Below are 24,647 nucleotides of genomic sequence, written 5' to 3'. Positions count from 1 at the left end.
TGGGCGGCCGGTCGCTGGGGCGCCGGCCACCCTCGAAACTGTCAGGGGCCCGTGGTAGGCGCGCCGGTTCCTCCCTCAGAGGGCAGGTGGGCCGGGGGCGGGAGCGGAGTCAGCGGCTCCAGGCGCCTCGGCCGGGTGGGAGGCGGGCGTCTCGGGTGGGGGGAGCAGGAAGGCGCGGGGCTGGCGCAGGAAGCGCACCGCGAGCGCCCGGGCCAGCAGCAGGCCGTCCTTGAGTGGCACGTCTCGGGCTCGGAGGGCCACGGCAAGGGCGAGCGCGAAGGAGACAGCCAGGTTGAGGGCGCCGATGGCCAGCACGCCCAGCAGGGCGGCGAGGAAGTCGGGCTGCGTCACCGCCTCGGGCCCCAGGGCGCACCCGGCGAAGGCCAGCGCGCCGAAGGAGAGGGTGACGTGGCGCACGGCCAGGGGCAGGCCGAAGAAGCGCCCGATGCCCGGGGCGATGGCCAGCAGGACGCCCAGCGTGACGCCGCCGCCGATTCCTGCCGAGTGGCGCAGCACGGCCTCCGCGAGGCGCTGGGCGCGGGCCTCGCCGAGCATCCTCCGCACCCCGCGGTGGTGGGCGAGCGCCTCGGGGATGCGCCGGTAGACGAGGAAGTTCTCGAGCCAGCCCGCCGCCAGGCTCGAGGCCCAGAGCAGCCCGCCGGTGAAGGCGGCCCACAGCAGGGTGCCGCTGCGCCAGGGATGGAAGGACTCCACGATGCCGCGAGCCTTCTCGACGGTGAGGAACGGCTGACCGGTGAGGTGCTGCCAGGCGAGGGCCAGGCCCACCGCGGCGGGCATCACGCAGCTCAGGTTGCCCAGGGCCGCCGCGAGCTGGGAGCGGGTGATGCGGGGGATGAGCTCCACCAGCCGCCGCAGCCGCTCGCGGGTACCCCCCTCGCCGATGGCTCCCGCCAGAGTCGCCGCCGTCGTGGAGTGCTGCTGGGTGGCGAGGGTGAAGCCGAGCAGCTGCATCAGCACGAAGCTGCCGGCGTAGGTGAGCGCGGCGAGCAGGCCGCCGAAGAAGGGCGCCAGCGCGAGCTTCGTGAGGAAGAGCGTGAGCGCCGCCGTGAAGGCGGTGAGCAGCCCGCCTCCCGCGGCCGAGTGCAGCAGGGCGTGGAACTCGGCCCGGCTGGAGGTGATGGAGTGCTCGCCCGAGTGGCCGGCGCGCTCGATGACCTTGCGCGCCAGGAGCCGGAGGTTGGTGCGCATCAGCGCCCGCACGGAGCGGTCCGAGTACGCGTGGCGCAGCAGCTCCGTCACGAGCACCAGCCCCTCGCGGCAGCGCTCCTCGCCCCGGGCCGCCCCGAGCACCCGGGCGATGGCCTCCATGCGGTCCAGCCCGCGCCAGATGCGCTCCAGGCGGTACACGAGGTCCACGCTCACGCCGGACTGCTCGAGGTGGCCGGTGACGAGGGTGACCACCTGCCGGCACTCCCCCAGCGCGGCGTTCAGCTCGCGCAGGGTGTCCTGGGCCGCGTCACGGGCCAGCACGCTGTCGCAGCTACGGCGCAGGCGCAGGAAGGGCGAGGCGCGGAAGGCCACCTCGGGGCTGCGGTCTCGCACGTCCTCGGCCAGCCCCAGCGCCGCCGTCTGCGCGGCCACCAGGGTGAGGGCATCCACCAGGTGGGAGCGCATCAACCCGGCGGGCGCGGGCAGCGGGTGCTGCGGCTCGCTCACCAGGGCGAGCAGCCGCGCCAGGGGCGCGATGGGAAGGGACTGCAGCCAGTCCAGCTCCGCGGGGCCCGGGAACAGCCGCAGCAGCAGCTCCGAGAGCCGCTCCGGATCCGGCGGCGCGGGGAGCAGGTGCCGCAGCACGCGGTCGGTGAGCTCGGAGAAGAAGCCCTGGCGGCCCGGCAGGCCCACCTGGGCGAAGAGCTTCAGGCCCCGGGCCTCGGCGGCGATGTGGCCCACCAGCCGGGCCACGGCCTGTCGCGTGGCGGCCTCACCCTCGAGCACCCGGAGCAGCAGCGTCAATCGGCTGGCGGCGGCGGAGCTCTCGGGCTCATCGGCCTCGACGAGCCCATGCGCGGGGCGCGGCTCGCGCAGCCAGGCCACGAGCTTCTCCACCCAGGAGAAGCGGCTCTCCAGCCCGTCCGTGGGCAGGGCATACAGCAGCCGGCACAAGTCCCTCACGGACGCATGGCCCGGAGCACGGGGGGCATAGCGCACACAGAAGGCGTCCACCTCACGAGAGGAGGGCTCGGCGCGCGAGCGGGGCGGCATGGTGATGTGGGAGTTGGGCATCAGGCCGGCCTCTCACGCAGAGACCGGAGCCTACACGGCCTGAAGGCCTCCTCCCATTCCAAGGAAGGAGGCCCGGCCGGACGCCCGGCAGGCGGGTTACTTCAGGGTGACCTTCGCCAGCTCCTTGTTCTTCTCGCGCATGGCGGTGATCAGCGCGTCCCAGCCGCCCTCCTTCAACAGGGGGCGCACCTGATCATCGCGGATGCCGGTGAGCATGGAGTCGCCGAGCACCGCCACGTCGACCACCTTCCAGCCGCCCTTGTCCTTGGCCAGGGAGTACTTGAGCTTCAGCTCCTGCTTCTTCACCGGGTGATCGATGACGACGGTGGAGCCCACCTTCGCCTCCTCGCCGGCCACCTCGGGGTCCTCGTAGGTGATGGAGGCCAGGTTCTTGAAGTTGTCGCGGACCTTGGGGAAGGCGATCTTCGCGAAGAGGGTGTGGAACAGCTCGATGAACTCCTTGCGCTGCTCCTCGGAGGCCTTGTCCCAGGCCTCGCCCAGGAGGAACTTCGCCTGCTGCTCTCCGCCGAAGTTCTTCAGGGCAGCCAGATCCTTGTTGTAGCGCACGGACTGGACGACGGTCTTCACGGGCTTGGTCACGGCCTCGTTCGGCGCGGCGAGCGCCGGTACGCAGAGCACGAGGGCGGCCAGGAGGGAGACGGAGCGGAGGCGAGCGTTCATACGGATCCTTGTTCCTGTCGAGAGGAAGCGGCGGCTTCCTGTAGCTCAGGGGAACGTCCCACGCTGGGGAAAATTCACCCTCAGGGCTTCGGCCCTCGCCTGCCCGCTCGTCCTGATGGAACCGAATTCCCCACCTGCTTACGGGGTTTGACTGAGGAAGGAGGCCACGTCTAGTGTGCGCCCGCTATACGTGGTTCAAGCCTGCCCGTTACTTTCTGAGAAGACATGCCTACCGACTTCCTGTTCACGTCTGAATCCGTCACTGAAGGGCACCCGGACAAGATCGCCGATCAGATCTCCGACGGCGTGCTGGATGCCATCATCGCCAAGGACCCGCAGGGCCGCGTCGCCGTGGAGACGCTGGTCAAGACGGGCCTCGCCATCGTCGCGGGCGAGGTGACGACGAACTGTTACGTGGACATCCCGAAGATCGTCCGGTCGACCATCTGCCGCATCGGCTACACGGACAGCTCGATGGGCTACGACGGCAACACCTGCGGCGTGATGGTGGCCATCGAGGGCCAGAGCCAGGACATCGCCCGCGGCGTGGACAACAAGAAGGAGCAGGGCGCCGGCGACCAGGGCATGATGTTCGGCTACGCCTGCGACGAGACGCCGGAGCTGATGCCGGCCCCCATCCACTACGCCCACGCGCTCACCCGCCGGCTGGCCGACGTGCGCCGCAAGCAGCACCCGTGGATCCGTCCGGACGGCAAGAGCCAGGTCACCATCGAGTACAAGGATGGCCGCCCGGTGCGCATCGACACGGTGGTGGTGTCCACGCAGCACGCGGATGACATCTCCAACAAGAAGATCCACGAGGCCATCCGCGAGGACGTGATCGCCAAGGTCCTGCCGGCGAAGCTGCTGGACAAGAAGACCAAGTACTTCATCAACCCCACCGGGCGGTTCGTGGTGGGTGGCCCCATGGGCGACTCGGGCGTGACGGGTCGGAAGATCATCGTCGACACCTACGGCGGCATGGGCCGTCACGGCGGCGGCGCCTTCTCGGGCAAGGACCCGTCGAAGGTGGACCGCTCGGCGGCGTACATGGGCCGCTACATCGCCAAGAACGTGGTGGCCGCTGGCCTGGCGCGCCGCTGCGAGGTGCAGGTCTCCTACGCCATCGGCGTGGCGGACCCGGTCAGCGTGATGGTGGAGACGTTTGGCACGGCGACGGTGGCCGAGGAGAAGATCGCGCAGGCGGTGCGCCAGACGTTCGGTCTGCGCCCGCGCGAGATCACCGAGCACCTGGACCTGCTGCGGCCCATCTACCAGAAGACCGCCGCGTACGGGCACTTCGGTCGCACCGAGAAGGAGTTCACCTGGGAGCGCACCGACAAGAAGGACCTGCTGCGTGAGGCCCTGGGCGGCTCGTCGCGGCTGAAGGCCGTGGGCAGCCCGTAATCCCGGAGCCGAGTCCGGCTGACACGAACGCGCGTGCCCCCCGGTGGGTCACGCGCGTTTGTCGTTTCTGGAGCGCAGTGCTTCAGAATGTGCTCTCGAAGCCGCACATCAGCGGCTTCAGGCCCACACCGGTGGACACACGGCGCGAACACAGCGGGCAGGCAGCGCGCCACCGGCGCTCTCCGGTGGGAGAGGGGGGCGCGAGCCTGGGAAAGAGAAGGGAAGGTTAGCTGCCCGAGTGGAGAAGCCGCTGTTTGGTTGGCAGACCTTTCCAGGCCTTGGGCGGATTTGAACCGCGTCGCGTATCAGGCGATTACCAGGAGCGTGTAGGGCCTCTCCGGCCGGGCAGCTATCGAGAGGGACGAAAAGGCCCGAAGAATCCTGACAGCGCCTCGTTACTCCGGGAAGGTGGCCAGCGTGAGCGCCTCTGGCGGCCCCGCCAGGTCCTTCGGGAGGCGCGCGGCGCCCGACACGTAGCGCCAGCCCTTCCCGTCGTGGCGGAAGTCCGAGCGCTCCACGAAGGAGCGGTCCTTGCCGCGCTCGAACACCTTGGCGAAGAAGAGCACCTGCGCCACGCCCCGCTCATCCGGTGGTCGGCGATCCATCACCACGAGCCCCGGGAACTGGTGGCCCTGCGCGTAGGTTCGCAGCTCCTTGAGCATCTCCGCCTCCGGGCGGGAGCGGTCCGGGTGGTCCGGGTGCAGGCTCTTCCAGAGCCAGGCCACCTCTCGGAGCGCGAAGGCGCTGTAGCGCGAGCGCATCAGGGCTTCCGCGTCGGGCGGCTCGGCCTCGCCTCGGTGGTAGGGGGCGCAGCACTGGCGGTAGCGGAGTCCGGAGGAACAGGGGCAGAGCGGGGCAGGGGGCATGGCCGTGAGTCCGGAGCCTACCGCTGTGGGAGCGTGCCTACCTCCAAACGTTCCACGAGAGGACTGAACGCTGGGTGGACATGGGCCTTGCGGGCAGGGGGTGGAAGGCTTACATCCGGGCTCGCCCTATGAGTCTCATCGAAGCCATCGTCCTCGGGCTGGTCCAGGGACTCACCGAGTTCCTTCCCATCAGCTCCACGGCGCACCTGCGCATCGTCCCGGAGTTGCTCGGTTGGAAGGATCCGGGGGCGGCGTACTCCGCCGTCATCCAGCTCGGCACCGTGGCGGCCGTGCTCATCTACTTCTGGCGAGATCTGGTGAAGCTCACCACCGCCTTCTTCCAGGGGCTCGCGCGGCGCCAGCCGTTCGGCACCGTCGAGTCGCGGCTGGCGTGGTTCGTGCTCGTGGGCACGCTGCCCATCGGGGTGATGGGCCTGGCCTTCAAGAAGCACATCGAGAGCTCGCTGCGCTCGCTCTACATCATCTCCGCCAGCCTCATCATCCTGGCGATCATCCTCCTCATCGTGGAGCGCCTCGCCGCGCACCAGCGGACCCTGGCGGACATGCGCCTTCGGGACGGGCTGATCATCGGCGTGTGGCAGTCGCTGGCGCTCATCCCGGGCTCGTCGCGCTCGGGCACGACGCTCACCGGAGCGCTGTCGCTGGGGCTGAAGCGCGAGGACGCGGCCCGCTACTCCTTCCTGCTCTCCATTCCCGCCACCACGCTGGCGGGCGTCTTCGAGCTCAAGCACCTGCTGGAGGCGGACTCGCGGCCCTCCACCGTGGCCCTGGTGACGGGGACGGTGGTGGCCTTCGGCTCGGGGCTGGCGTCCATCGCGTGGCTGCTGCGCTACCTGCGCACCCGCTCGACGATGATCTTCGTGGTGTACCGCGTGGCGCTCGGGCTGGTGCTGATCGGGCTGCTGCAGGCGGGCGTGCTCGAGCCCCTCTCCGGCGTGGAGAGCCTCACGGTGCCGGAGAAGTCGCTCCAGCCTCCCGTGGAGAAGCAGGTGACGGACTGACGTGAGCGCCCTGTTCGACACGCTGGAGGCTCGACTGTCCTCCCTCCCGCCCCGGTTGGTGAACCTGCCGGGGTTGGTGCTGCGCGAGTCCGCGGTGCTCGTCCCGATCTTCGAGCGCGAGGACGTGCCCTACATCCTCTTCACGCGTCGTCCCGCCCATCTGCGCAACCACGCCAACCAGTTCTCGTTCCCCGGCGGCGGCCGGGACCCGGAGGATGCGACGCCGCTGCACACCGCGCTCCGGGAGACGGAGGAGGAGCTGGGCATCGAGCGCTCGCGGGTGCGCGTGCTCGGCATGCTGGACGAACAGCCCACGACGACGGCGTTCCGCATCCAGCCCTTCGTGGGCGTCATCCCCAACGACGGACAGTACCGGCCGAACATCGAAGAGGTGGCGTTCATCCTCGAGGTGCCGCTCTCGGGCCTGATGGACCCGGCCATCCGTCGCACCGAGAAGCGCTCGGTGGGGGGCACGGAGTACGACGTCTTCTTCTACACCTACGAGTCCCACGTCATCTGGGGCGCCACGGCGCGCATCCTCTACATGCTGCTGGAGCACATCGCGCAGCTGCCCGTGAGCATCCCGTCCCGGCCCGTCGGACGCGGAACGGCCTGAGCGGGCCTCTCAGAACTGCAGGTAGACGTACGGCCGGGCCTCCACGGAGGTCAGGTGGCGAATGCCCAGGCCGAGCGCCACCAGCGCCACCGCGCGCACCGGCGCGGGCAGCCGCACGAAGATCGTCCCGCCGAGGTCATAGAGCTTCATGGGCACCATGTGGCTCACCACCGCCACCGCGAGCATCACCCACACCAGCAGGCTCACGTTGGCCAGCCCGGGCATGAGCAGCATCATGCGCGAGTAGAACTCGGCCGCGTGCGACATGTTCGGGGCGCGGAAGACGATGCGCGTGAGCACCACCACCGTGAAGGTGAGCAGCATCCCCACGGCGGTGCGCACCACTCCCACCGACTCGGCCTCGGGCCGGCCGCCGCGGATCCACCACCAGATGCGGGTGGCGCACAGCCCCACGCCGTGCACCGCACCCCAGACGGCGAAGCGCCAGTCTGCTCCGTGCCACAGGCCGCCGAGCACCATCACCGTCATCAGGTTGAACAGCACCCGAGGCTTCGAGCGCCGGTTGCCGCCCAGCGGAATGTAGAGGTAGTCGCGCAGCCAGCTGGACAGGCTCATGTGCCAGCGGTTCCAGAACTCGAACAGGTTCTTCGCCAGGTAGGGCCGCGCGAAGTTCTCCGGGAACGTGAAGCCGAACAGCGTCGCCGCGCCGATGGCGATGTCCGAGTACCCCGAGAAGTCGAAGTACAGCTCGAAGGTGTAGGCCACCGCCGCCATCAGGCACTCGGCGGAGGTGTACGCGGCCGGATCCGCGAAGACCGGGTCCACCAGGCCGCTGCCCAGCACGTCCGCGATCACCATCTTCTTCACCAGGCCCACCGCGATGCGGTACAGCGCGCGGCCGCCGTCCTCCGCCGTCAGCGTGGGCACCTCGCGGAAGCGCTCCAGCAGCTCCGAGGCGCGCACGATGGGGCCGGAGACGACTCGCGGGAAGAAGAGCAGGTAGAGCAGGTGCTCCAGGTAGCTATGGTCCGCGCTCGCCTTGCCGCGGTACACGTCCACCACGTAGCTGATGGCCTGGAAGCAGAGGAACGACAGCCCGATGGGCAGCAGCAGCCCGAAGGGCTCCTCGCGCACCGCCACGCCCAGCGGCGCCAGCAGCGAGCGCGCCGTCTCGCGGAACAGCTCCGCGTACTTGAAGGTCGCCAGCAGGCCCAGGTTGGACACCACCGACGCCGTCACCAGCGCCTTGCGCACGCCCGGGGACTTCGCTCGCGCCAGCCCCTTGACGATCAGGTGATCGAACGCCGCGCACCAGAAGAACACCAGCACCGGCAGCGGCGTCCACACCGTGTAGAAGAAGAGGCTCGCGATGAGCAGCACGCTCATCCGAACGATGCGGTGGCGGTGCCCCAGCCAGTACAGCCCGAAGGTGAGGGCCAGGAAGGCCAGATAGGGGATGCTGGTGGACTGCATGTCAGCTTCCCTCCGCAGTCCGCGCGGCGGAGGCCGGCGTGAGGGTAGGGGCAGGGCCGCGCGAGGCGCGCGCCTGGGCGGGAGGCGCCGTCAGGGGCTCGGGAGCGGGTATCGGGGTGGGGGCCTGGCCCTGCGTCGGGGCAGGAGGCTGCGTCTCGGGAGGTGTCTCGGGGGGCGCCTGCTGCGGCGTGGGGCCCTGGGTCGGAACCTGGCCCGGAGTCGGTGCCTGCACCTGCTCCGTGGGCGCCGTCTTGTACGTCTCGTAGGCCGCGAGCAGCTCCTTCACGAAGGACGCGGCGAGCTGCTCGTAGCCGGGCTGCGTCAGGTGCGTGCCGTCCTCGTGGCCCAGCACAGGCTCGGCGCGCTGCCAGCGCATCATGGAGCGCTCGCCGCCCATGGCCGCACGGGCAGACCAGTACGCGCAGCCCGCCTCGCGGGCCACGGCTGGCAGAGTGGAGAGCACCCGCCCCAGCGCGACGGCCTCCGTCCACCGGCCGTTCGTGTCCTGCACCAGGCGGTCCGTGGGACCGATGAGGAGGCACTCCGCGCCCGTCGAGGCCCGCAGCCGCGAGAGCAGGGTGACGTACTCCTTGCGGAACGTCTCGGGATCCAGGTCCGGCAGGCCCGCCTCGTTGGTCCCGTACCAGAGCACCAGGAGCTGCGGCTTGCGCGCGGCGAGCTGCGTGTCGAGCGCCGCCGGGTCATGGCGGCTCAGTGTGAAGGCCGTGCTCCCGGGCAGGCCCACCGAGTCGTAGGTGACGCCGGGCTGCTCGAAGTCCAGCGAGGCTCCCAGCACCGTGATGGGGCCCTCTCCGGCGTTGGTCACCTCGAGCGAGTGCGCCGGGCCCGTGACGGGGAAGGTGCGGATGCGCACCGTGGGCGCGGTGACGGGCGCGGGTGGCGGATCCTCGGGCGGCACGGGCTGCCCATCCACCTTCACTTCCATCTTCCCGGCTCCCGGCGCGTCCAGCCAGTACAGGGCCAGCTGTGCCGGAGGCGACTTCGCGGGCGCGCAGTCGTCGCAGAACTGGATGCGCAGCGAGGCTCCGGGCGCTCCCACTGCGCGGATGCCGCTGAGCCCCCACGCCTCGCCGGGCTGAGCCTCCGGCTGCAGCGCGTCCAGCACCTGCCACTCGCCGGTCAGCTCTCGTGTCACGTGGGCGGCAGCCAGCCGCTGGGAAGGCTTGCCCGCGGCGATGAAGCCGCGCCCTGCGTCCGCGAACTTCCGGGTGAGCGCGCCTCGGACCGCGTCCGTGAAGTAGTGCGCCGAGGTGTGGGACGCTCCGAGCTGGACGATGCCCAGCCGCTCCGTGGCCTGCTTCTGCTCCAGGGCTCGCAGCCGCGCGAAGGTGCCCTTCAGCGCCGTGGCGCCGTCGACAAGCCCCGGCGGATCGTCCACCACCAGCAGCGGCTGGTGGGTCCTGGCATACGCGCGCTGGAGCGCGAAGTCGAACAGGTGGCCCAGCAGGTCCGAGCCCCTGGCTCGCGGGTGCACGAGGTCCTCGTTGAACAGCCCCGCGGACAGCCACTTGATGGAGGAGCCCTCGCCACCCATGGCCTCCAGGGCGTCCCAGAAGGCGCAGCCGCCCTCCTTCGCCACCTCTCGGAAGATGTCTCCCACGTCCTTGGAGCCGCGGCGCGGCACCAGCTCGCCGCCCATGGTGCGCACCGCCGCGTCGATGGGCGCCATCAGCAGGCACGCGGAGTCCGGTACCGACTCGCGCACCCACTTCACCAGCTCCGTCGCGTGGGCGCGGATCTCCTCCGGCTTGATGCGGTTGCGCGAGATGTAGAAGGCCTCGTTGCCGCCCACCATCAGCACCACCAGCGAGGGCTTGCGGTGGCGGAGCTGCGAACGGAAGGAGCCCTGCTTCGCCCGGAGGAACACCTCGGCGGTGGCTCCTGGCAGGCCGATGGTGTCGTAGACGACGCCCGGTTTGCCGTTCTCCAGCGAGACGCCGTGCAGCTCCACCTTGCCCAGCGTCTGCAGCGAGAGCGTCTTCGTGCCCTCCGGCAGCGTGAAGCGCGAGAAGGCCACCCCGGGTAGCTCGAACCGCGTCAGCAGGCGCTGCATGGGCTTGCCGTCCACGTTGAACAGCACCGTCCCACCCATGGGCTGCGTCTGGAAGAACAGCTCTCCGACGCGCGCCCCCTCCGCCGAGAAGCGCACGCTCTGCGTACCCGTGCCCGCCGAAGCAAAGGCCACGCCCGTGTAGCCCAGCTTGTCCTTGGGATAGTTGCGATCGATGAGGCGGGTGATCTGCCAGCCCTCGCTCGCCGTGCCCGTCCGCACCGAGCGGCCCGCGCCCGTGGGGCGGTCGACATAGAGGAAGCCCTTGCCGCCCGAGCCGTGACGCTCCTGGAGCCGCGCCCGGATCATGTCCGTGATGTGGTCCGAGGCGATCAGCGAGTCACCCAGGTGCACCACCCGCACCGGCTGCCTCCTCTTGTCCTCGCGCAGCTCCTTCAGGGCGGTGAAGAACGGCGCCAGTGCGTCCTCCTCGCACCCAGAGGCGCCCATGCGCCGGCAGCCGAGTTCGATGTCCACGTGCCGCGAGCCCATCTTCTCCCGCAGGGCCTCCAGGGACAGCGCCCGGGTGCGCGTGAGGGTGCTCAGCCCCTCGAGATCGGAGGGAGGTGCCGTGGCGGTCGGGCTGCTCTCGTCCTCCACTGCTGGGGTGTCCTCCTCGGGGGGAAGCACCTGCTCACCCGTGGAGTGGGGCGAGGTGCCCGCCAGCGCGTCATCTCCGCCGCGCTGCGGGGCGCCCTTTCCGGTCAGGGTTCTGGGCAGGACGACCTCGGCCAGCCGAGGCGTCAGCGGCCCTTCCTTGCCCAGGCTCGGAATGGGACGGAAGTCCTCCGGCAGCGGCGCCAGGGACAGCCCGAGCGCGAGCGCCGCCGTGAGGACGATCGTCCATCCGGTGGTTTTGGCCTTGTGGTCCAACGTGCGGGCATGAGACTGGCTTTTTGGTGCCGGGTCAAAACTCTGATCACCGGTGTGCCGGCCGGTGGGCAGGCGAGGGGGCGGGCGCTCGAAGTCGGCTCCCTTCCGGCCGAGAGGCGCTATGGTGCGCCGCCGTCCGCGCCGGCCCCCCGGCGCCCCTCAGGAGTTCTTGACCCGCATGGCCCTCTATCCCGTCATCATGGCTGGTGGTTCCGGCACCCGGTTCTGGCCCCTGTCCCGCCAGGCCCGGCCCAAGCAGTTCCTCCCGCTGGCCTCGAAGAACCCCCTCATCACCGACACCGCCGCCCGGCTCAAGGGGCTGGCCTCGCTGAAGAACACCTTCATCGTCTGTGGCCCCCTGCACGCCAAGGCCGCCTCGAAGCTGGTCAAGGGCCTGCCCAAGCAGAACCTCCTGGTGGAGCCGGTGGCGCGCAACACCGCCCCGGCCATCGCGCTCGCTACCCTGCAGGTGGCCGCGAGGGATCCGAAGGGCATCCTCATCGTCCTGCCGTCGGACCACCACGTCTCCAACCCGGAGGCCTTCCGGGCGACGCTCGTGGAGGCGGCCGTCGTCGCCGAGGCCGGGCACATCGTCACCCTGGGCATCAAGCCCCACCGCCCCGAGACGGGCTATGGCTACATCCAGCTCGGCGAGCCCCTCCAGGGCGGCGGGCGCAAGGTGAAGGCCTTCAAGGAGAAGCCGAACCTGGAGACGGCTCAGGGCTATGTGGACTCGGGTGAGTTCCTGTGGAACGGCGGCATCTTCGTCTTCCGCGCGGACGTGATGCTGGAGGCCTTCGCCCAGCACATGCCCGAGATGAAGAAGGGGCTGGAGGCGCTGCGCGCCGCGGTGGGCAAGCGCACCTTCCCCGCGGTGCTCAAGCGCGTGTTCCCCAAGCTGCCGTCCATCTCCATCGACTATGGCGTCATGGAGAAGGCGTCGAACATCGCCGTGCTGCCGGGAGACTTCGGCTGGTCGGACGTGGGCTCCTTCGCCGCCATCCCCGAGGTGCGCCCCGCGGACGAGCGAGGCAACGTCGTCTCCGGCCCCGAGTCCATCGTCGTGGACTGCAACGGCTGCGTGGTGCTGGGCGACAAGCGCCCGCTGGCCGTGGTGGGCATGACGGACGTGGTGGTGGTGGACGCGGGGGACGCGGTGCTCGTCGTCCCCAAGGACAAGAGCCAGGACGTACGCAAGGTCGTCGAGGCTCTCAAGGCTCGCAAGCGCCAGAAGCTCCTGTAGGCGAGGCCGAAGGAGCTCAGGTGCCGGGCTTCGGCGCCGCCGCCGGCTGCGGATCCGGCAGCTTGGCGGCCTTGAGCTCCGAGATGGCGGCGCGGATGCGGGTGCGCACCCGCTCGCGCCCGAGCACGGCCATGGTCTCGAAGAGCGGCGGAGTGGCCTTCTTGCCGGTGACCATCAGGCGCACCGGCGCGAAGAACTCCTTGGCGCTCACGCCCTTCTCCTCGCAGAAGGCGCGCATCAGCGCCTCGATCTTCGGGGGCGAGAAGTCGAAGCAGGTGTCCACCTTCTCCACGAACTCCTCGTAGAGCTCCACCGCCTCCTTCTTCGTCTTGCCCTTGAGCAGCAGCTCCGCCACGGGCGCGCCGACGCTGCCCTTGAAGAAGAAGTCGGCGTAGCCGATGAAGTCCTCGCTCTTCTCCACGCGCTCGCGCACCAGCTGCACGATGCGGGTGAGGTACGAGTCGCTGAAGAGCTGCTCCTTGAGGTAGCTGACCCACTCGGTGTCCGAGGTCTTCTCGCGCAGGTAGCGGCCGTTGAGCCACTGCAGCTTGGCCAGGTCGAACACCGGACCGCCCAGCGAGATGCGCTCCAGCTTGAAGTGCTGGACGAAGTCCTCGAGGGAGAAGATCTCCCGCCCGTCCTCGAAGGTGAAGGCCATCATCCCCAGGAAGTTGATCAGCGCATGGGGCAGGTAGCCGGCCTCGCGGAAGTAGCTCAGCGAGACGGGGTTCTTCCGCTTGGACACCTTGGACTTGTCCGCGTTGCGCAGCAGCGGCAGGTGCGCGAACCGAGGCGCCTCCCAGCCGAACGCCTGGTAGAGCAGGACGTGCTTGGGCGTCGAGGTGATCCACTCCTCGCCGCGCATCACGTGGGTGATGCCCATCAGGTGGTCGTCCACGATGTTGGCCAGGTGGTACGTCGGGAAGCCGTCGCTCTTGAGCAGCACCTGGTCGTCGATCTCGCTGTTCTCGATCTTGATCTCCCCTCGGAGCAGATCGTTGAACACCGTGGTGCCCTCGCGCGGCACGGCCAGCCGCACCACGCCGGGGGCTCCCGCCTTGATCTCCGCCTGCACCTCTGCGGGGTCTCGATCCCGGCAGCGGCGGTCGTAGCCTGGGTTCTGCTTGCGCGCCATCTGCTCCTTGCGCAGCTGGCTCAGCCGCTCCTCGGTGCACGAGCACCAGTAGGCCTTGCGCGAGGCCACCAGCGTCTCGACCTGCTCGCGGTAGATGTGCAGGCGCTCGCTCTGACGGTAGGGCGCGTGGGGACCGCCGATGTCCGGGCCCTCGTCCCACTTGAAGCCCAGCCAGCGCAGGGACTGGAGGATGGCCTCCTCGCTCTGCCGGGTGGAGCGCGTCTGGTCCGTGTCCTCGATGCGCAGCAGGAACTTGCCGCCCCGCTGCTTGGCGAAGGCGTAGTTGAAGAGGGAGATGTAGGCGGTGCCCACGTGCGGATCTCCCGTGGGCGAGGGCGCGATTCGGACTCGAATGGGTCGGTCGTTGGCGTCGGTCATAAGGACGGCCTCTCTCAGGCAACCACGATGTTGACGATCTTTCCGGGGACCACGATCACCTTCTTCACGGCCTTGCCGTCGATGTGGCGGGCGACGTTCGAGAGCGCCAGCGCCTGCTCTCGCACGGTGGCCTCCGGTGCCTGCCGGTCGATCTCGAGGCTGCCGCGCAGCTTGCCGTTGACCTGCACCGCGTAGGTGATGACCGCGTCGATCGTGAGGGCCTCGTCGTAGGCCGGCCAGGCCTGCTGCACCAGGAAGCCGCTGCCGCCGAGCTTCTCCCACGCCTCGTCCCCGAGGTGCGGCGCGAACGGCCCCACGAGCTTGACCAGGGTGACCAGGTCCTCGCGCGTCGCGCCCTGGCCGGTCAGCTCGTTCACGTACTCCATCATCGCGGCGAGCGCCGTGTTGAACTGCATGCGCTCCAGGTCGTTCGTCACGCGCTTCGTCGTCTTGTGGCGCAGGCGCTGGTGCGGGTCTCCCGCGGGGGCCTTGGCCGGGTCATGCTCCTCGACCAGACGCCAGAGCCGCCGCAGGAACCGGCCGCAGCCCTCGATGGCGCGCGGGTCCCAGGGCTTGGACATCTCGAACTCGCCCATGAACATCTCGTAGAGGCGAAGCACGTCCGCGCCGTACTCGGCGACGACGTCGTCGGGGTTGACGCCGTTGTGCTTCGACTTCGCCATCTTCTCGACCTGGACCTTCAGCTTCTCCCCGGTCTTCTTGAGGTAGGCCTCATCGCCTCGCAGCTCCACCTCGCTGAGCTCGTGGTAGCGCTCCTGCGCGTCCTGGTAGGTGTAGGCGAGCACCGTTCCCTGGTGGCGCAGCTTCTTGAACGGCTCCTTCGTGGAGACCCAGCCCAGGTCGTACAGCACCTTGTGCCAGAAGCGCGAGTAGAGCAGGTGCAGCACCGCGTGCTCCGCGCCTCCCACGTAGAGGTCCACGTTCATCCACTGTTTCTCGGCGTCGCGGGACCAGGGCTCCTGCGCGTTCGTCGGATCGATGTAGCGCAGGTAGTACCAGCACGAGCCCGCCCACTGCGGCATCGTGTTCGTCTCTCGCCGGCCCGGGCCGCCGCAGGTGGGGCAGCGCGTCTCCAGCCAGGACGGGATGTTCGCGAGCGGAGACTCTCCCGTGCCGGACGGCTCGTAGCGCTCCACCTCGGGCAGCAGCACCGGCAGCTCGCTCTCCGGCACGGCCACGGGGCCGCACTTCGCGCAGTGGACGATGGGGATGGGCTCGCCCCAGTAGCGCTGGCGCGAGAAGACCCAGTCACGCAGGCGGTAGCTGACCGTGGCCTTCCCGAGCCCCTTCGCCTCGAGCTGCGCGGTGATCTTCCGCTTCGCCTCGGCGGTCGGCAGCCCGTCGAGGTCGCCGGAGTTCACCGCCACGCCCTCCTCGGTGAACGCCTGGCCCTGCTCGGCCTCGCCCGTCACCGGGCGGACGACCTGCTTCATGGGGATGCCGAACTTCACCGCGAAGGCGTAGTCGCGCTCGTCGTGGGCGGGGACCGCCATGATGGCGCCCGTGCCGTAGGTGGCGAGGACGTAGTCGGCGATCCAGACCGGTACCTTCTGGCCATTCACGGGGTTGATGGCGTAGCCGCCCGTGAAGGCGCCGGTCTTCTCCTTGGAGAGCTCGGTGCGCTCCAGGTCGCTCTTGCGCCGGGCCGCCGCCTGGTAGTCCGCCACCGTCTGCTGCTGCTCGGGCGTGGTGAGCTTCTCCACGAGCGCGTGCTCGGGTGCCAGCACCATGTACGTCGCTCCGTGGAGCGTGTCGGGCCGCGTGGTGAAGACCCGAATCTCGGCGTTGGCGGCGGGGCCCTCGGCGACGCGGAACACCACCTCCGCGCCCTCGGAGCGGCCGATCCACTTGCGCTGCATCGTGAGGGTCGACTCGGGCCAGTCCACCTCCGCGAGGTCCTCCAGCAGCCGGTCAGCGTAGGCGGTGATGCGCAGCACCCACTGGCGCAGATCCTTGCGCTCCACCTGGGTGCCGCAGCGGTCGCACTTGCCGCTGACGACCTCCTCGTTGGCCAGGCCCGTCTTGCACGAGGGGCACCAGTTGATGGGCATCACGGCCTCGTAGGCGAGGCCCTTCTTGAAGAGCTGCAGGAAGATCCACTGCGTCCACTTGAAGTACCGAGGGTCCGTGGTGTTGACCTCACGGTCCCAGTCGTAGGCGAACCCCACCGAGTCGATCTGGCGCCGGAAGTTCGCGACAGCCTTCTCGGTCGTCACGCGCGGGTGGATGCCCGTCTTGAGGGCGTAGTTCTCCGCCGGCAGTCCGAAGGCATCCCAGCCCATCGGGTGGAGCACGTTCCAGCCCTGCATCCGCTTCCACCGCGTGAGGATGTCCGTCGCGGTGTAGCCCTCGCAGTGTCCCACGTGGAGCCCCGCGCCCGAGGGGTAGGGGAACATGTCGAGCGCGTAGAACTTGGGCTTCTTGGGATCGAAGGTCGTCTTATGGAGACGCGCCTCCTGCCAGCGCTTCTGCCACTTCGGTTCGATGACGCGGTGCTCGTATGCCATGGCGCGGCACATTACATGACGCGTCGATCGTCAGCGCCAGAATGGGCATTTCCAGGGAGCCATTTCCAGGGACGTGAGAAGCGCTTTACCGTCTGTCCGATAGCCTTCGCTCTTGGAGGAGACGGTCATGCCCGGTTGGAGAGAGGTGCTCTGTTACGGGCTTGTGCTGTTGCTCGGAGGGTGTAGCCGTGCTCCCAGCACTGTGCGCGGCGAGCCCACCGAGCGCGTCAAGGGAGGGGACAGCGCGACGTTGCATATCCGCGCGCTCATTGCCAAAGGCCAGCTCGCCGAGGCAGAGGCATTGCTGGTGGAGGCCATCGCCACGGGGTTGGTTTCCTGGGAGGCTGCCTCACGACTACGCGAGGCCATTCGCCAGCGCCGGCAACGTCCGCAGCATGGCTCAGATGACCTCCCCGTCACTCCATGGGTGACGCCCGAGGAGCCTCCAGGCGAGCGCCGTACGTGCGCCACCGCCTTCCCCTCCCATCCCACGTGCCATGAGCTGCCCGAGGAGTACACCTACCATGGCGTCCAGCAGGCACTGAACGCGATGAAGGAGAAGTTAGGGGCGAAGAATCTCACCCTCCACAGCCCGGACACTTCGCGGTCGGGCCCTTGCCCGGGCATTGGAGATCACTACAACGTGCGCAAGAATGGCGAGCGGGTCGGCTCCATCACCTGCTGCCCGTGTTGTGTGGACACCGAGCCTGGACCTCTCATGTGGGTCAGGTGCCGCATCGTCTGGTAGGTCCGCAGGTCACTCATGAACGGGCCCATATCGATCGAGAAGGAGCTCGGAGCCTTGAGGCTGGCGGCCGGGCGTGGCGATGTGAACGGGTGCTGGGATGCCACTCAGCAGCTGCTGCGCCGACTGCCCTCGAGCCAGGGACTTCGACTCGCGCAAGAGTTCGTCTCGCGTCGGTTGACCACCTTCGAGCGCCATCAGCCCGATGTGCATTGGCCCCGCGAGTTCATCGAGTCTGTGGCCGATGCAGCCCGGAGCCCTGACAGCAGGAGCTGGCCCGAGGCGGAGTCCGACTTCCCTGGCCCGGGTGCCAACAGCTTCATTGCCGCGGTGGAGGCGCTTTGGAAAGCAGGTCATCTCCTGGATGACGAAGGCAAGCGCGGCGAGCTGTTGGCGGATGCCATCGAGCGTGCCGTCAGCGCGGAGCGGCTCGAGTACTGGGGCTCACGTCACCCCGAAGCATGGGCCCGCTGGTATCAGGCCGCAGCCTCTGGCAGTGATGACGTGAGCCGGTTCGAGATTCTGGCCACCATCAAGCGGGATCCAGACGCCGCATGCGTCGAGCGGGAGGCCTGGCTGGAAGTCGCTCAGCTCCTGCAGGAGGAGCTGAGCGCGGCAGCTCAAGGATGAGGTGACGACGGAGCCCTGGGGCTCCACCGCCGGGTCACTCCTCCTCGGGCGGGGCCTCCATGTACTCCGGAGCGGTGATGCCCAGCAGCGCGAAGGCGCTTCGCAGCGTCTGCTTCAGCGCCGCCACCAGCGCCAGTCGGCCCTGCGTCTTCTCCACGTCCCCGCTGATGATGGGGTCCGTCTTGTACTTCGTGTAGTAGCTGTGGAAGTCCGTGATGAGCTCCTGGCAGAAGTACAGCACGTGGTGCGGCTCCAGCCGCTCCGCCGCGCTCGCCACCACGTCCGGCAGCTGGCTCATCTTCTTCAGCATCGCCAGCTCCTCCGGCAGCGTCAGCCGCGCCAGGTGCTCCGGCTTCAGTGCCTCCAGCCCCACGAACGGCGTGCCCTTCTCCACCGCCTTCTTCAGGATGCTCGCGCACCGCGCGTGGCCATACTGGAAGTAGAAGACCGGGTTGTCCTTCGACTGCTTCTGCACCAGGTCCAGGTCGAAGTCGAAGCGCGAGTTCGCCGTCTTCATCAGGAACAGGAACCGGCACACATCCGGACCCACCTCGTCGATCAGGTCTTCCAGCTCGAACACCGTGCCCTTGCGCTTGCTGACCTTCACCTCCTCGCCACCCCGGGTGATGCGCACCAACTGCACCAGCAGGAACTCGAGCCGCTTCGGATCCAACCCCAGCAGCACCATGCCCGCCTTGATGCGCGGCGTGTGTCCCGCGTGGTCCGCTCCGAACACGTCGATCATCCGGTCGAAGCCCCGGTCGTACTTCTCCTTGTGGTAGGCAAGGTCCGCCGTCAGGTACACCGGCGTGCCGTCATGCCGCAGGATGACGCGGTCCTCGTCGTCCCCGTGCTGGCTCGTCATCAGGAACAGGCCGCCCTTCTGCCGCTCCGTGTACTGCGCCGCCTTGCTCTCCTCGCTCCGGACCTTCTCCGTGTCGCGCCGAGCCTCCGCCGCCTCGTACGTCACCCCGCGCTTCTTGTACTCCTCGGCGATCGCCTTCACCTTGCCCGCGTGGTGCAGCGAGGCCTCGCTGAAGAACACGTCGTGCCGGATGTTCGCCTTCTCCAGGCTCGCCTGGATGGCCTTCAGGTTCTCCCGGATGGCCACCGCGATGGCCTCCGCCAGCCACTCGGACTCCGGCACCTTCAGGTACTTGTCGCCCACCTCCTCCTTCCACGCCTTCGCGATGCCGATGACGTACTCGCCCGGGTACTCGCCCTCGGCCAGCTCCACCTGCTCCCCGAACAGCTGGCGGTAGCGCTTCTGCAACGTGCGGCCCAGCGTCTCCACCTGCTTGCCGTAGTCGTTGATGTAGAACTCGCGCGTCACGTCGTGCCCGGCCGCGTCCAGCAGCCGCGCCACCGCGTCTCCCATGAACGCCCCGCGCGCATGGCCGATGTGCACCGGCCCCGTCGGGTTCGCCGAGACGAACTCCACCATCACCCGCTTGCCCGTCGACTTCGGTGCCCGCCGGCCGAACGCATCCCCGGCCTGCAGCACCTCGCGCGCCACCTGCTGGGTGACGGCCTCCTTCAACGTGAAGTTCAGGAAGCCCGGGCCCGCCACCTCCACCTTGGCGACGATGCCCTCCTTGTCCACCAGCCCCTTCACGATGGCGTTCGCGATGTCTCGGGGCGGCTTGCCCTCCGGCTTGTTCAGCAGCATCGCCACGTTGACGGCCCAGTCGCCGTGGGCCGCGTTCTTCGGGGGCTCCACGGTGAAGCCCGGCATCTGCTCCAGCTTGAGCGTGCCGGCCGCCTTCAGCGCCGCGAGCGTTTCATGGATGAGAGCGAAAACCTTGTGCCGCATGGGGACGTCTTTCTCCAGTCACTGGCCTTGAGGGCTGCGCAATCTAGGCAGAATCCGCCCGGGCTTCACGGCTTCCGTGCACCCTCTGATAGGTGTCGTACCCCAGGTAGCTTGACTGACGCATCTGCTCTCCTCATTGTGCCGCGCCTCATGCCCGTCCTGCGTGGTGCCGTCACCCTGTCACGCTTCCTCGTCGAGCCCGCCGAGGGAGCCGCCGCGGACCTCAAGCGCTCGCTGTCTCGCGCCCTCAAGGCCCGTGCCTTCGCCCCCATCGACCGCCGCTCCGAGGAGGAGCGAGCCGCCGGCTTCGTCGAGCTGGAGAACCACGACGCCTCCGAGTTCTCCGCCGGCAGCCTCTTCTATGGGGAGTACGCCCTGTTCTCCTACCGCATCGACCAGATCAAGATTCCGGGCGCCGTGCTCCGCGCCGAGGTCGACAAGTGGGCCGCCGCCTTCCAGAAGGAGAAGGGCCGCCCCCCCAGCCGCGGAGAGAAGACCGAGAACCGCTCCTCGCTGCGCCAGATGCTCCGCAACCGCGCCGTGCCCATCACCAAGGTGCATGACGTGAGCTGGAACCTGAAGACCCAGCAGCTGCAAGTCTGGGCCGCCTCGCGCAAGGCCGTGGAGGAGGTGCTCAACGGTGTCGAGACGGCGTTCAAGGTGAAGCTCACTCCGCTCATCCCCGCCGCCGCCGCCGCGCGCATGGGCATCGAGGAGTCGGCCCTGGGGCCGACCGCGGAGCTGATCGGTGTCGAGCTGGCGGCCGAGCTGCCGGTGGAGGAGGTGCGTCATGGGGAAGCGTGAGCAGGCCCGCCAGGAAGCGGCCTTCATGCGCGGTGAGGTCGGCATCGATGGCGCCGCCACCGAGGAGAAGCAGGACGAGGCCGAGGTCGAACGTGGCAAGGCTCGCGAGGCCCTGCTGCGCGGCAAGGCGTACCTGGGCCGGGAGTTCCTCACCTGGCTGCTGTGGCGCTCGGAGGCCGGCGAGCCGCTGGTCGAGTTCGAGAAGGCCGGCGTCGTCGTCCTCTTCCTCGGGCGCGTGGTGCTCAAGGGCGTCAGCGGCGACGTGACCGAGCTGTCGGCTCGCGGCGCCATGGCTCCCTACTCGGAGCAGGTGAAGCACTCGCTGGATCGCGGCCTGCTCGTCCACCAGGCGCGCCTGATGCTCACCCACGGCGAGAAGGTGTATGAGACGACGCTGGACGCCGAGTTCCTCGACCTCCGCGCCGCCAAGCTCCCTCAGCTGATGAGCGAGGATGAGGACTCCCAGCTCGGCGAGCGGCTCTACCTGGTCGAGCAGCTCTCCAACATCGTCCACACCCTGGTGGAGGCCTTCATCACCGTGCGCGCGGGCCGTGCCTGGAGCAAGCAGGTGGTGCCCGCCATGAAGGAGTGGATGCGCGGCGAGGAGGGCACCCGGAAGCAGACGGTGCTCCAGCGCGCCGCCAATGTGCGCAAGCGGTAGGCGCACCGGCTCCCTCGCCGCGCAGCGTTGCAGAACGCACCACCTGTGGCACCCCGCGGCGGATGACAGGCAATCTCGGAAAAGCCGGTAGATGCTGGAGCCTCCCGGAAGGGGGCTCCGGTAAAAATGACGGTCCCCTCGCCCCCCGTGGCGGGCCCCTCCTCGCGACTTCGAGGGGTTCGAGCGTCGGGTAGGCCACGACTGCCCCCTGCACGAACGTTGCAGTGATCCCGCTCACGCATTGCGTGGGTGGGGGTTTCACGTGGGGGTGGCGTTGATGGGATGCGTTCGCTGCCAGGCAGTTCATCCGGCCGGGAGTGCATGCCCGGCGTTCACCGGTGCCACCGAGATGGACGAGGTCAATTCTCTCGTAGGTCAGCGGCATGGTCCCCTCATCCTCGAGCGCCTGCTCGGGCTCGGGGCCGTGGGCGCCGTGTATCTGGCCATGCATCCCCCGACCGGGGCGCGCTTCACCGTGAAGGTGTTGCACCCGCCGCTGGCCGCGAATGCCAACGTCCGCACCCGCTTCTATGTGGAGGCCCAGGCCGCCAGCCGCGTCCTCCACCGCAACGTGGCGCGCGTGCTGGATGCGCGGCCGGGCCCCGGCGGCCTGCCGTCCATCCTCATGGAGTACGTGGAGGGCGAGCCGCTGTCGTGCATGCCGCTGCCGCTGTCGCCGGTGGACGCCACGGCCCTGCTCATCCAGGTGCTCGAGGGGCTCGAGGCCGCGCACGCGCGCGGCGTGGTGCACTGCGATCTCAAGCCGGACAACGTCGTCATCACCCGTGACAAGCAGGGCCAGCGCCTGGCGAAGGTGCTCGACTTCGGCATGGCCAGCGTCCTGTCCGCGTGCTTCTCCCAGGAGGAGATGGCCGCTGGCGTCTCCCTGGGCTCGCCCGCGTACATGGCTCCGGAGCAGTGGGAGACCTCCGCCGCGGACACCCGCATGGACGTGTACGCGCTGGGCGTCATCGGCTACCGGCTCCTCACCGGGCGCCTGCCCTTCGGCCGTGGCCGCATGGGCGAGGTGCTCCTCAAGCAGCAGGAGCTGCGACCGCCGGCGCCGCACGCGCTGGACGCTCGGATTCCTCCCGTGCTGTCCATGGTGATGATGCAGGCCATCGCCCGGCGGCCCGAGGAGCGCTTCCCCAGCGCGCGGGACTTCCAGCTCGCGCTCATCACGGCCCAGCGCCGCATGTCCCGGCCCACGATGACGCTGGAGGCCGTGGCCCCGAGCACCCAGGAGCCCATGGGCCTGCAGGTGCGCGTGGGGAACCTGGGCAGCCTCGAGCCGCTTCCGGTCCGCGTCAGCGACGTCACCTCCGAGGGCCTCTTCGTCATCTTCGACGGGCCGCCGCCGCCGCTCGCGGCCCGGCTGCCCCTGGAGCTCTCCTTCCAGGGACGCTCGCTCGTCTGCGTGGGGGATGTGGTGCGCCACGTCTCCCAGGACGAGGCGGTCGCCTGGGGGGTGTCCGCCGGGTTCTTCGTCCACTTCGCCGAGCCCTCGGAGATGCTGACCGCCCTGGTGGCCCAGTCCAGCGCTGGCGCCGCCGAGCCTCCGCCGGACCCCGAGCTGGCGCAGCTCCTCTCTCGCACCGCCGCCGTCGGACAGGACCCTTACACCTTCCTGGGCCTGCCGAACACGGCGAGCTTCGATGAGATCCGCCAGCGCTGCGAGGCCGCCGTCAACCGCGTGGCGCACTTCTGGGGCCGCACCCTTCCGCGAAGCCAGCGCCGCGAGCTGGAGCTGCTGCGCGCCCGCGTGGACGCCGCCCGGCGCACGCTGGGCGATCCGCTCACCCGCGCGGGTTTCGATGCCAGCCGGGGCAACACCTTCGGCATCGCCCGGTGCATCGCCGCGGGGCTCTCGGAGCAGCAGGTGGAGCCCATGCGTCGGGCCTTCCTCTGCGCACGGCCGGGCTCCGAGGCCCAGGCCCAGGCGCTCTTCGTCCAGGCCCGGAGCCTGGAGGCGCAGGAGGCCCTGAAGGCGGCGCTCCAGTGCTACACCCAGGCGCTCACGCTGGATCCGCTCAACATCCCCGGGCACCGCTACTACTGGGCGCTTCAGCGGCGCATGCGCCCGATGACGATGTCGCTCCCCGCGATCCAGCGGTAGCCACGGCCGGAGGGCAGGGGAGCCAGCACTGGCGTGGGGGGGCCTACTCCCACGTCACCTCGTACTCGCTGTCGAGCAGCCCCAGGGAGCGCGAGCGCACCTGGGGATTCTTCACCTTGAGCGCCTCCAGCACCGCCAGCAGCACGCCCTCGGTGTGGACCGGCGGGAAGAAGTCCCGCGTGTAGCTGACGACGAGCGACTTGTCGCCTCGCGGAGACACCTTCCGCTCGCCGAAGCTCACCGCCGCGCGGTAGGCCTGGGAGATGCTGCCGAGCAGCCGGTGCGGCGAGCCTCCCGCAAGCACCATCAACGACTTGCCCGCCATGGTGGCCAGGAAGTCCCGCGAGGTGTACATGCCCAGCTGGCGCGCGGTGTTCTCCGGGTTGCCGAGGCTGGGCGCCAGCACCTGGGACGCGGCGACGCACAGCCGCAGGAAGTCCGTGGCCGGGTAGCTGGAGAAGCTGATGAAGCTACGCTCGAAACGGATGTCGCCCAGCATGCCCTGGCACTGCTTGAGGGCCGGCTCGCCTCCGTACGTCTTCACCAGGGTCAGCAGCCCGTTGAAGAACATCCCTCGCACGGTGTCCGAGGGAGACGGCAGCGACACATAGCGCGAGTAGGCGGACTCCCTGCCCGCGGCGCCAGGAGACATCACCGGTGCATTTGGCTGGATCATGTCAGGCCCCCCGTAGGCCATTGCTCGAACTCTAGCCTACCTCTGGGGTTGGGCTGCGTCTTTTCACATCCACCCTATTCTTCTCGCTCGCACGGAAAGTGTACCGGATAACGTCTCACCATCGCGCCGGGCCTGTCTCGAGCAGGCGCGCGGGAAGGTGACTTCCTGGGTGCCCTGGGGGGAGTGGGGTTGCCGGGCGTCGAACGGGTAGTGGACACTGCTCTCGTGCCCACCCGCACCGCTCAGCCCACCCGCATCCCCCGGCGCATCGGCCAGGTCGTCCTGGGCCTGGTCTTCGTCGGGATCGGCTTCGAGGCATGGTCTCGCATGCGGCTGAGCATGAGCGGCGCTCCCCGGGCCGCGCTGGAGCAGCTCCGGGCATGCGAGCAGGCGCGCAACCTGCTGGGCGAGGACATCGACTCCGTGTGGTGGGGCTGGTCGCATGGCTGGCTCCGCGTGCCTCGGACCAGCCAGGCGTGGTCGGCGGTCAGGGGCTCCGTGGACTGGACGATGCCCGTGGCCGGCTCCACCGGCCGAGGCGTGCTCCACTTCCAGGGGAAGAAGGACGGCGGCTTCTGGGAGCTGGACGGCGCCCTCGAGGTGGACGGCGTCAAGGTGTATACGCGCAGCTGTGAGGTGAGCGGCGGCAGCTCGCCGTAGTGGCGCTCGCGGGCGCCCGGCTCTCCATGCAGGGCACCGATGCT

General features: G+C 69.2%; 18 protein-coding genes. 9 read left to right on the top strand and 9 right to left on the bottom strand.

Translation table 11 applies throughout. From position 1 onward, the window contains the following. Positions 1-75: 75 nt before the first annotated feature. Together KY572_RS20375 and KY572_RS20370 are read right to left on the bottom strand one after the other, a co-directional pair. Positions 76-2,244 (bottom strand): site-specific recombinase, encoded by a 2,169-nt coding sequence (locus KY572_RS20375; protein ID WP_224244563.1) that lies wholly within the window; start codon positions 2,242-2,244, stop codon positions 76-78. Between the two features lie 96 nt (positions 2,245-2,340). Next, positions 2,341-2,925, bottom strand: coding sequence for an MlaC/ttg2D family ABC transporter substrate-binding protein (locus KY572_RS20370; RefSeq protein WP_224244562.1), 585 nt, complete (start codon positions 2,923-2,925; stop codon positions 2,341-2,343). Between the two features lie 225 nt (positions 2,926-3,150). Between KY572_RS20370 and metK the strand changes: the two genes are divergently transcribed. Next, positions 3,151-4,332 (top strand): methionine adenosyltransferase, encoded by a 1,182-nt coding sequence (metK, locus tag KY572_RS20365; RefSeq protein ID WP_224244561.1) that lies wholly within the window; start codon positions 3,151-3,153, stop codon positions 4,330-4,332. A 395-nt stretch (positions 4,333-4,727) separates the two neighbouring features. Here the strand turns inward: metK and KY572_RS20360 are convergent, their stop codons facing one another. Continuing rightward, a complete protein-coding gene (locus KY572_RS20360; protein ID WP_224244560.1) occupies positions 4,728-5,198 on the bottom strand; it encodes a YchJ family protein in 471 nt (156 codons plus the stop codon). A 128-nt stretch (positions 5,199-5,326) separates the two neighbouring features. Here KY572_RS20360 and KY572_RS20355 point away from each other — a divergent pair, with 128 nt between their 5' ends. Both KY572_RS20355 and KY572_RS20350 read left to right on the top strand, forming a co-directional pair. Then, positions 5,327-6,220, top strand: a complete 894-nt coding sequence (locus KY572_RS20355) for an undecaprenyl-diphosphate phosphatase (RefSeq protein WP_224244559.1) — start codon at positions 5,327-5,329, stop codon at positions 6,218-6,220. Between the two features lies 1 nt (position 6,221). Beyond that, on the top strand, positions 6,222-6,836 hold the full coding sequence (locus KY572_RS20350; RefSeq protein ID WP_224244558.1) for a CoA pyrophosphatase: 615 nt from the start codon (positions 6,222-6,224) through the stop codon (positions 6,834-6,836). A 9-nt stretch (positions 6,837-6,845) separates the two neighbouring features. On the opposite strand, the gene KY572_RS20345 is transcribed toward KY572_RS20350, so the two are convergent. Both KY572_RS20345 and KY572_RS20340 read right to left on the bottom strand, forming a co-directional pair. After that, positions 6,846-8,270: an MBOAT family O-acyltransferase gene (locus KY572_RS20345; RefSeq protein WP_224244557.1), complete on the bottom strand. Its 1,425-nt coding sequence runs from the start codon at positions 8,268-8,270 to the stop codon at positions 6,846-6,848. Between the two features lies 1 nt (position 8,271). Then, positions 8,272-11,214 carry a GDSL-type esterase/lipase family protein gene (locus KY572_RS20340; protein WP_224244556.1) on the bottom strand — a complete coding sequence of 981 codons (2,943 nt, stop codon included), beginning with the start codon at positions 11,212-11,214 and terminating at the stop codon, positions 8,272-8,274. Between the two features lie 178 nt (positions 11,215-11,392). On the opposite strand from KY572_RS20340, the gene KY572_RS20335 reads away from it, so the two are divergent. Continuing rightward, the gene (locus KY572_RS20335; RefSeq protein WP_224244555.1) at positions 11,393-12,457 is read left to right on the top strand and encodes a mannose-1-phosphate guanylyltransferase; all 1,065 of its coding nucleotides are present in this window, start codon (positions 11,393-11,395) and stop codon (positions 12,455-12,457) included. 16 nt (positions 12,458-12,473) lie between these two features. Here KY572_RS20335 and gltX read toward each other — a convergent pair whose 3' ends face one another. Both gltX and leuS read right to left on the bottom strand, forming a co-directional pair. Next, positions 12,474-13,970, bottom strand: coding sequence for a glutamate--tRNA ligase (gene gltX / locus KY572_RS20330; RefSeq protein WP_224244554.1), 1,497 nt, complete (start codon positions 13,968-13,970; stop codon positions 12,474-12,476). 14 nt (positions 13,971-13,984) lie between these two features. Further along, positions 13,985-16,498 (bottom strand): leucine--tRNA ligase, encoded by a 2,514-nt coding sequence (leuS, locus tag KY572_RS20325; protein WP_224244553.1) that lies wholly within the window; start codon positions 16,496-16,498, stop codon positions 13,985-13,987. Positions 16,499-17,300: 802 nt separating this feature from the next. Here leuS and KY572_RS20320 point away from each other — a divergent pair. Next, entirely contained in the window at positions 17,301-17,873 is a 573-nt protein-coding gene (locus tag KY572_RS20320) for a hypothetical protein (RefSeq protein ID WP_224244552.1), read from the top strand. Positions 17,874-17,907: 34 nt separating this feature from the next. Here the strand turns inward: KY572_RS20320 and KY572_RS20315 are convergent, their stop codons facing one another. After that, positions 17,908-19,686: an arginine--tRNA ligase gene (locus KY572_RS20315; protein WP_224244551.1), complete on the bottom strand. Its 1,779-nt coding sequence runs from the start codon at positions 19,684-19,686 to the stop codon at positions 17,908-17,910. Between the two features lie 150 nt (positions 19,687-19,836). Between KY572_RS20315 and rdgC the strand changes: the two genes are divergently transcribed. From rdgC to KY572_RS20300, 3 genes are all read left to right on the top strand, one after another. Then, positions 19,837-20,490 carry a recombination-associated protein RdgC gene (gene rdgC / locus KY572_RS20310; protein WP_224244550.1) on the top strand — a complete coding sequence of 218 codons (654 nt, stop codon included), beginning with the start codon at positions 19,837-19,839 and terminating at the stop codon, positions 20,488-20,490. Further along, complete coding sequence (locus KY572_RS20305; protein WP_224244549.1) at positions 20,477-21,151, top strand: hypothetical protein; 675 nt, start codon at positions 20,477-20,479, stop codon at positions 21,149-21,151. Before rdgC ends, KY572_RS20305 begins: the two co-directional genes overlap by 14 nt. A 349-nt stretch (positions 21,152-21,500) precedes the next feature. Next, a complete protein-coding gene (locus tag KY572_RS20300) occupies positions 21,501-23,267 on the top strand; it encodes a protein kinase domain-containing protein (protein WP_224244548.1) in 1,767 nt (588 codons plus the stop codon). 43 nt (positions 23,268-23,310) lie between these two features. On the opposite strand, the gene KY572_RS20295 is transcribed toward KY572_RS20300, so the two are convergent. Then, on the bottom strand, positions 23,311-23,943 hold the full coding sequence (locus tag KY572_RS20295) for a DUF2378 family protein (protein ID WP_224244547.1): 633 nt from the start codon (positions 23,941-23,943) through the stop codon (positions 23,311-23,313). Positions 23,944-24,168: 225 nt separating this feature from the next. On the opposite strand from KY572_RS20295, the gene KY572_RS20290 reads away from it, so the two are divergent. Beyond that, positions 24,169-24,603, top strand: coding sequence for a cytochrome c oxidase assembly factor Coa1 family protein (locus KY572_RS20290; RefSeq protein WP_224244546.1), 435 nt, complete (start codon positions 24,169-24,171; stop codon positions 24,601-24,603). Positions 24,604-24,647 lie beyond the last annotated feature (44 nt).

It is taken from the genome of Hyalangium gracile, from assembly GCF_020103725.1.
Classification (GTDB): domain Bacteria; phylum Myxococcota; class Myxococcia; order Myxococcales; family Myxococcaceae; genus Hyalangium; species Hyalangium gracile.
Note: the sequence above shows the minus strand (reverse complement) of the source record. Positions and strands in the feature narration are given on the sequence as shown.

Coding starts and splice junctions, on each gene's coding strand:
- KY572_RS20375 (WP_224244563.1), bottom strand. CDS start 2,244: ATGCCCAACTCCCACATCACCATGCCGCCCCGCTCGCGCGCCGAGCCC.
- KY572_RS20370 (WP_224244562.1), bottom strand. CDS start 2,925: ATGAACGCTCGCCTCCGCTCCGTCTCCCTCCTGGCCGCCCTCGTGCTC.
- metK (WP_224244561.1), top strand. CDS start 3,151: ATGCCTACCGACTTCCTGTTCACGTCTGAATCCGTCACTGAAGGGCAC.
- KY572_RS20360 (WP_224244560.1), bottom strand. CDS start 5,198: ATGCCCCCTGCCCCGCTCTGCCCCTGTTCCTCCGGACTCCGCTACCGC.
- KY572_RS20355 (WP_224244559.1), top strand. CDS start 5,327: ATGAGTCTCATCGAAGCCATCGTCCTCGGGCTGGTCCAGGGACTCACC.
- KY572_RS20345 (WP_224244557.1), bottom strand. CDS start 8,270: ATGCAGTCCACCAGCATCCCCTATCTGGCCTTCCTGGCCCTCACCTTC.
- KY572_RS20335 (WP_224244555.1), top strand. CDS start 11,393: ATGGCCCTCTATCCCGTCATCATGGCTGGTGGTTCCGGCACCCGGTTC.
- gltX (WP_224244554.1), bottom strand. CDS start 13,970: ATGACCGACGCCAACGACCGACCCATTCGAGTCCGAATCGCGCCCTCG.
- leuS (WP_224244553.1), bottom strand. CDS start 16,498: ATGGCATACGAGCACCGCGTCATCGAACCGAAGTGGCAGAAGCGCTGG.
- KY572_RS20315 (WP_224244551.1), bottom strand. CDS start 19,686: ATGCGGCACAAGGTTTTCGCTCTCATCCATGAAACGCTCGCGGCGCTG.
- rdgC (WP_224244550.1), top strand. CDS start 19,837: ATGCCCGTCCTGCGTGGTGCCGTCACCCTGTCACGCTTCCTCGTCGAG.
- KY572_RS20305 (WP_224244549.1), top strand. CDS start 20,477: ATGGGGAAGCGTGAGCAGGCCCGCCAGGAAGCGGCCTTCATGCGCGGT.
- KY572_RS20300 (WP_224244548.1), top strand. CDS start 21,501: ATGGACGAGGTCAATTCTCTCGTAGGTCAGCGGCATGGTCCCCTCATC.
- KY572_RS20295 (WP_224244547.1), bottom strand. CDS start 23,943: ATGATCCAGCCAAATGCACCGGTGATGTCTCCTGGCGCCGCGGGCAGG.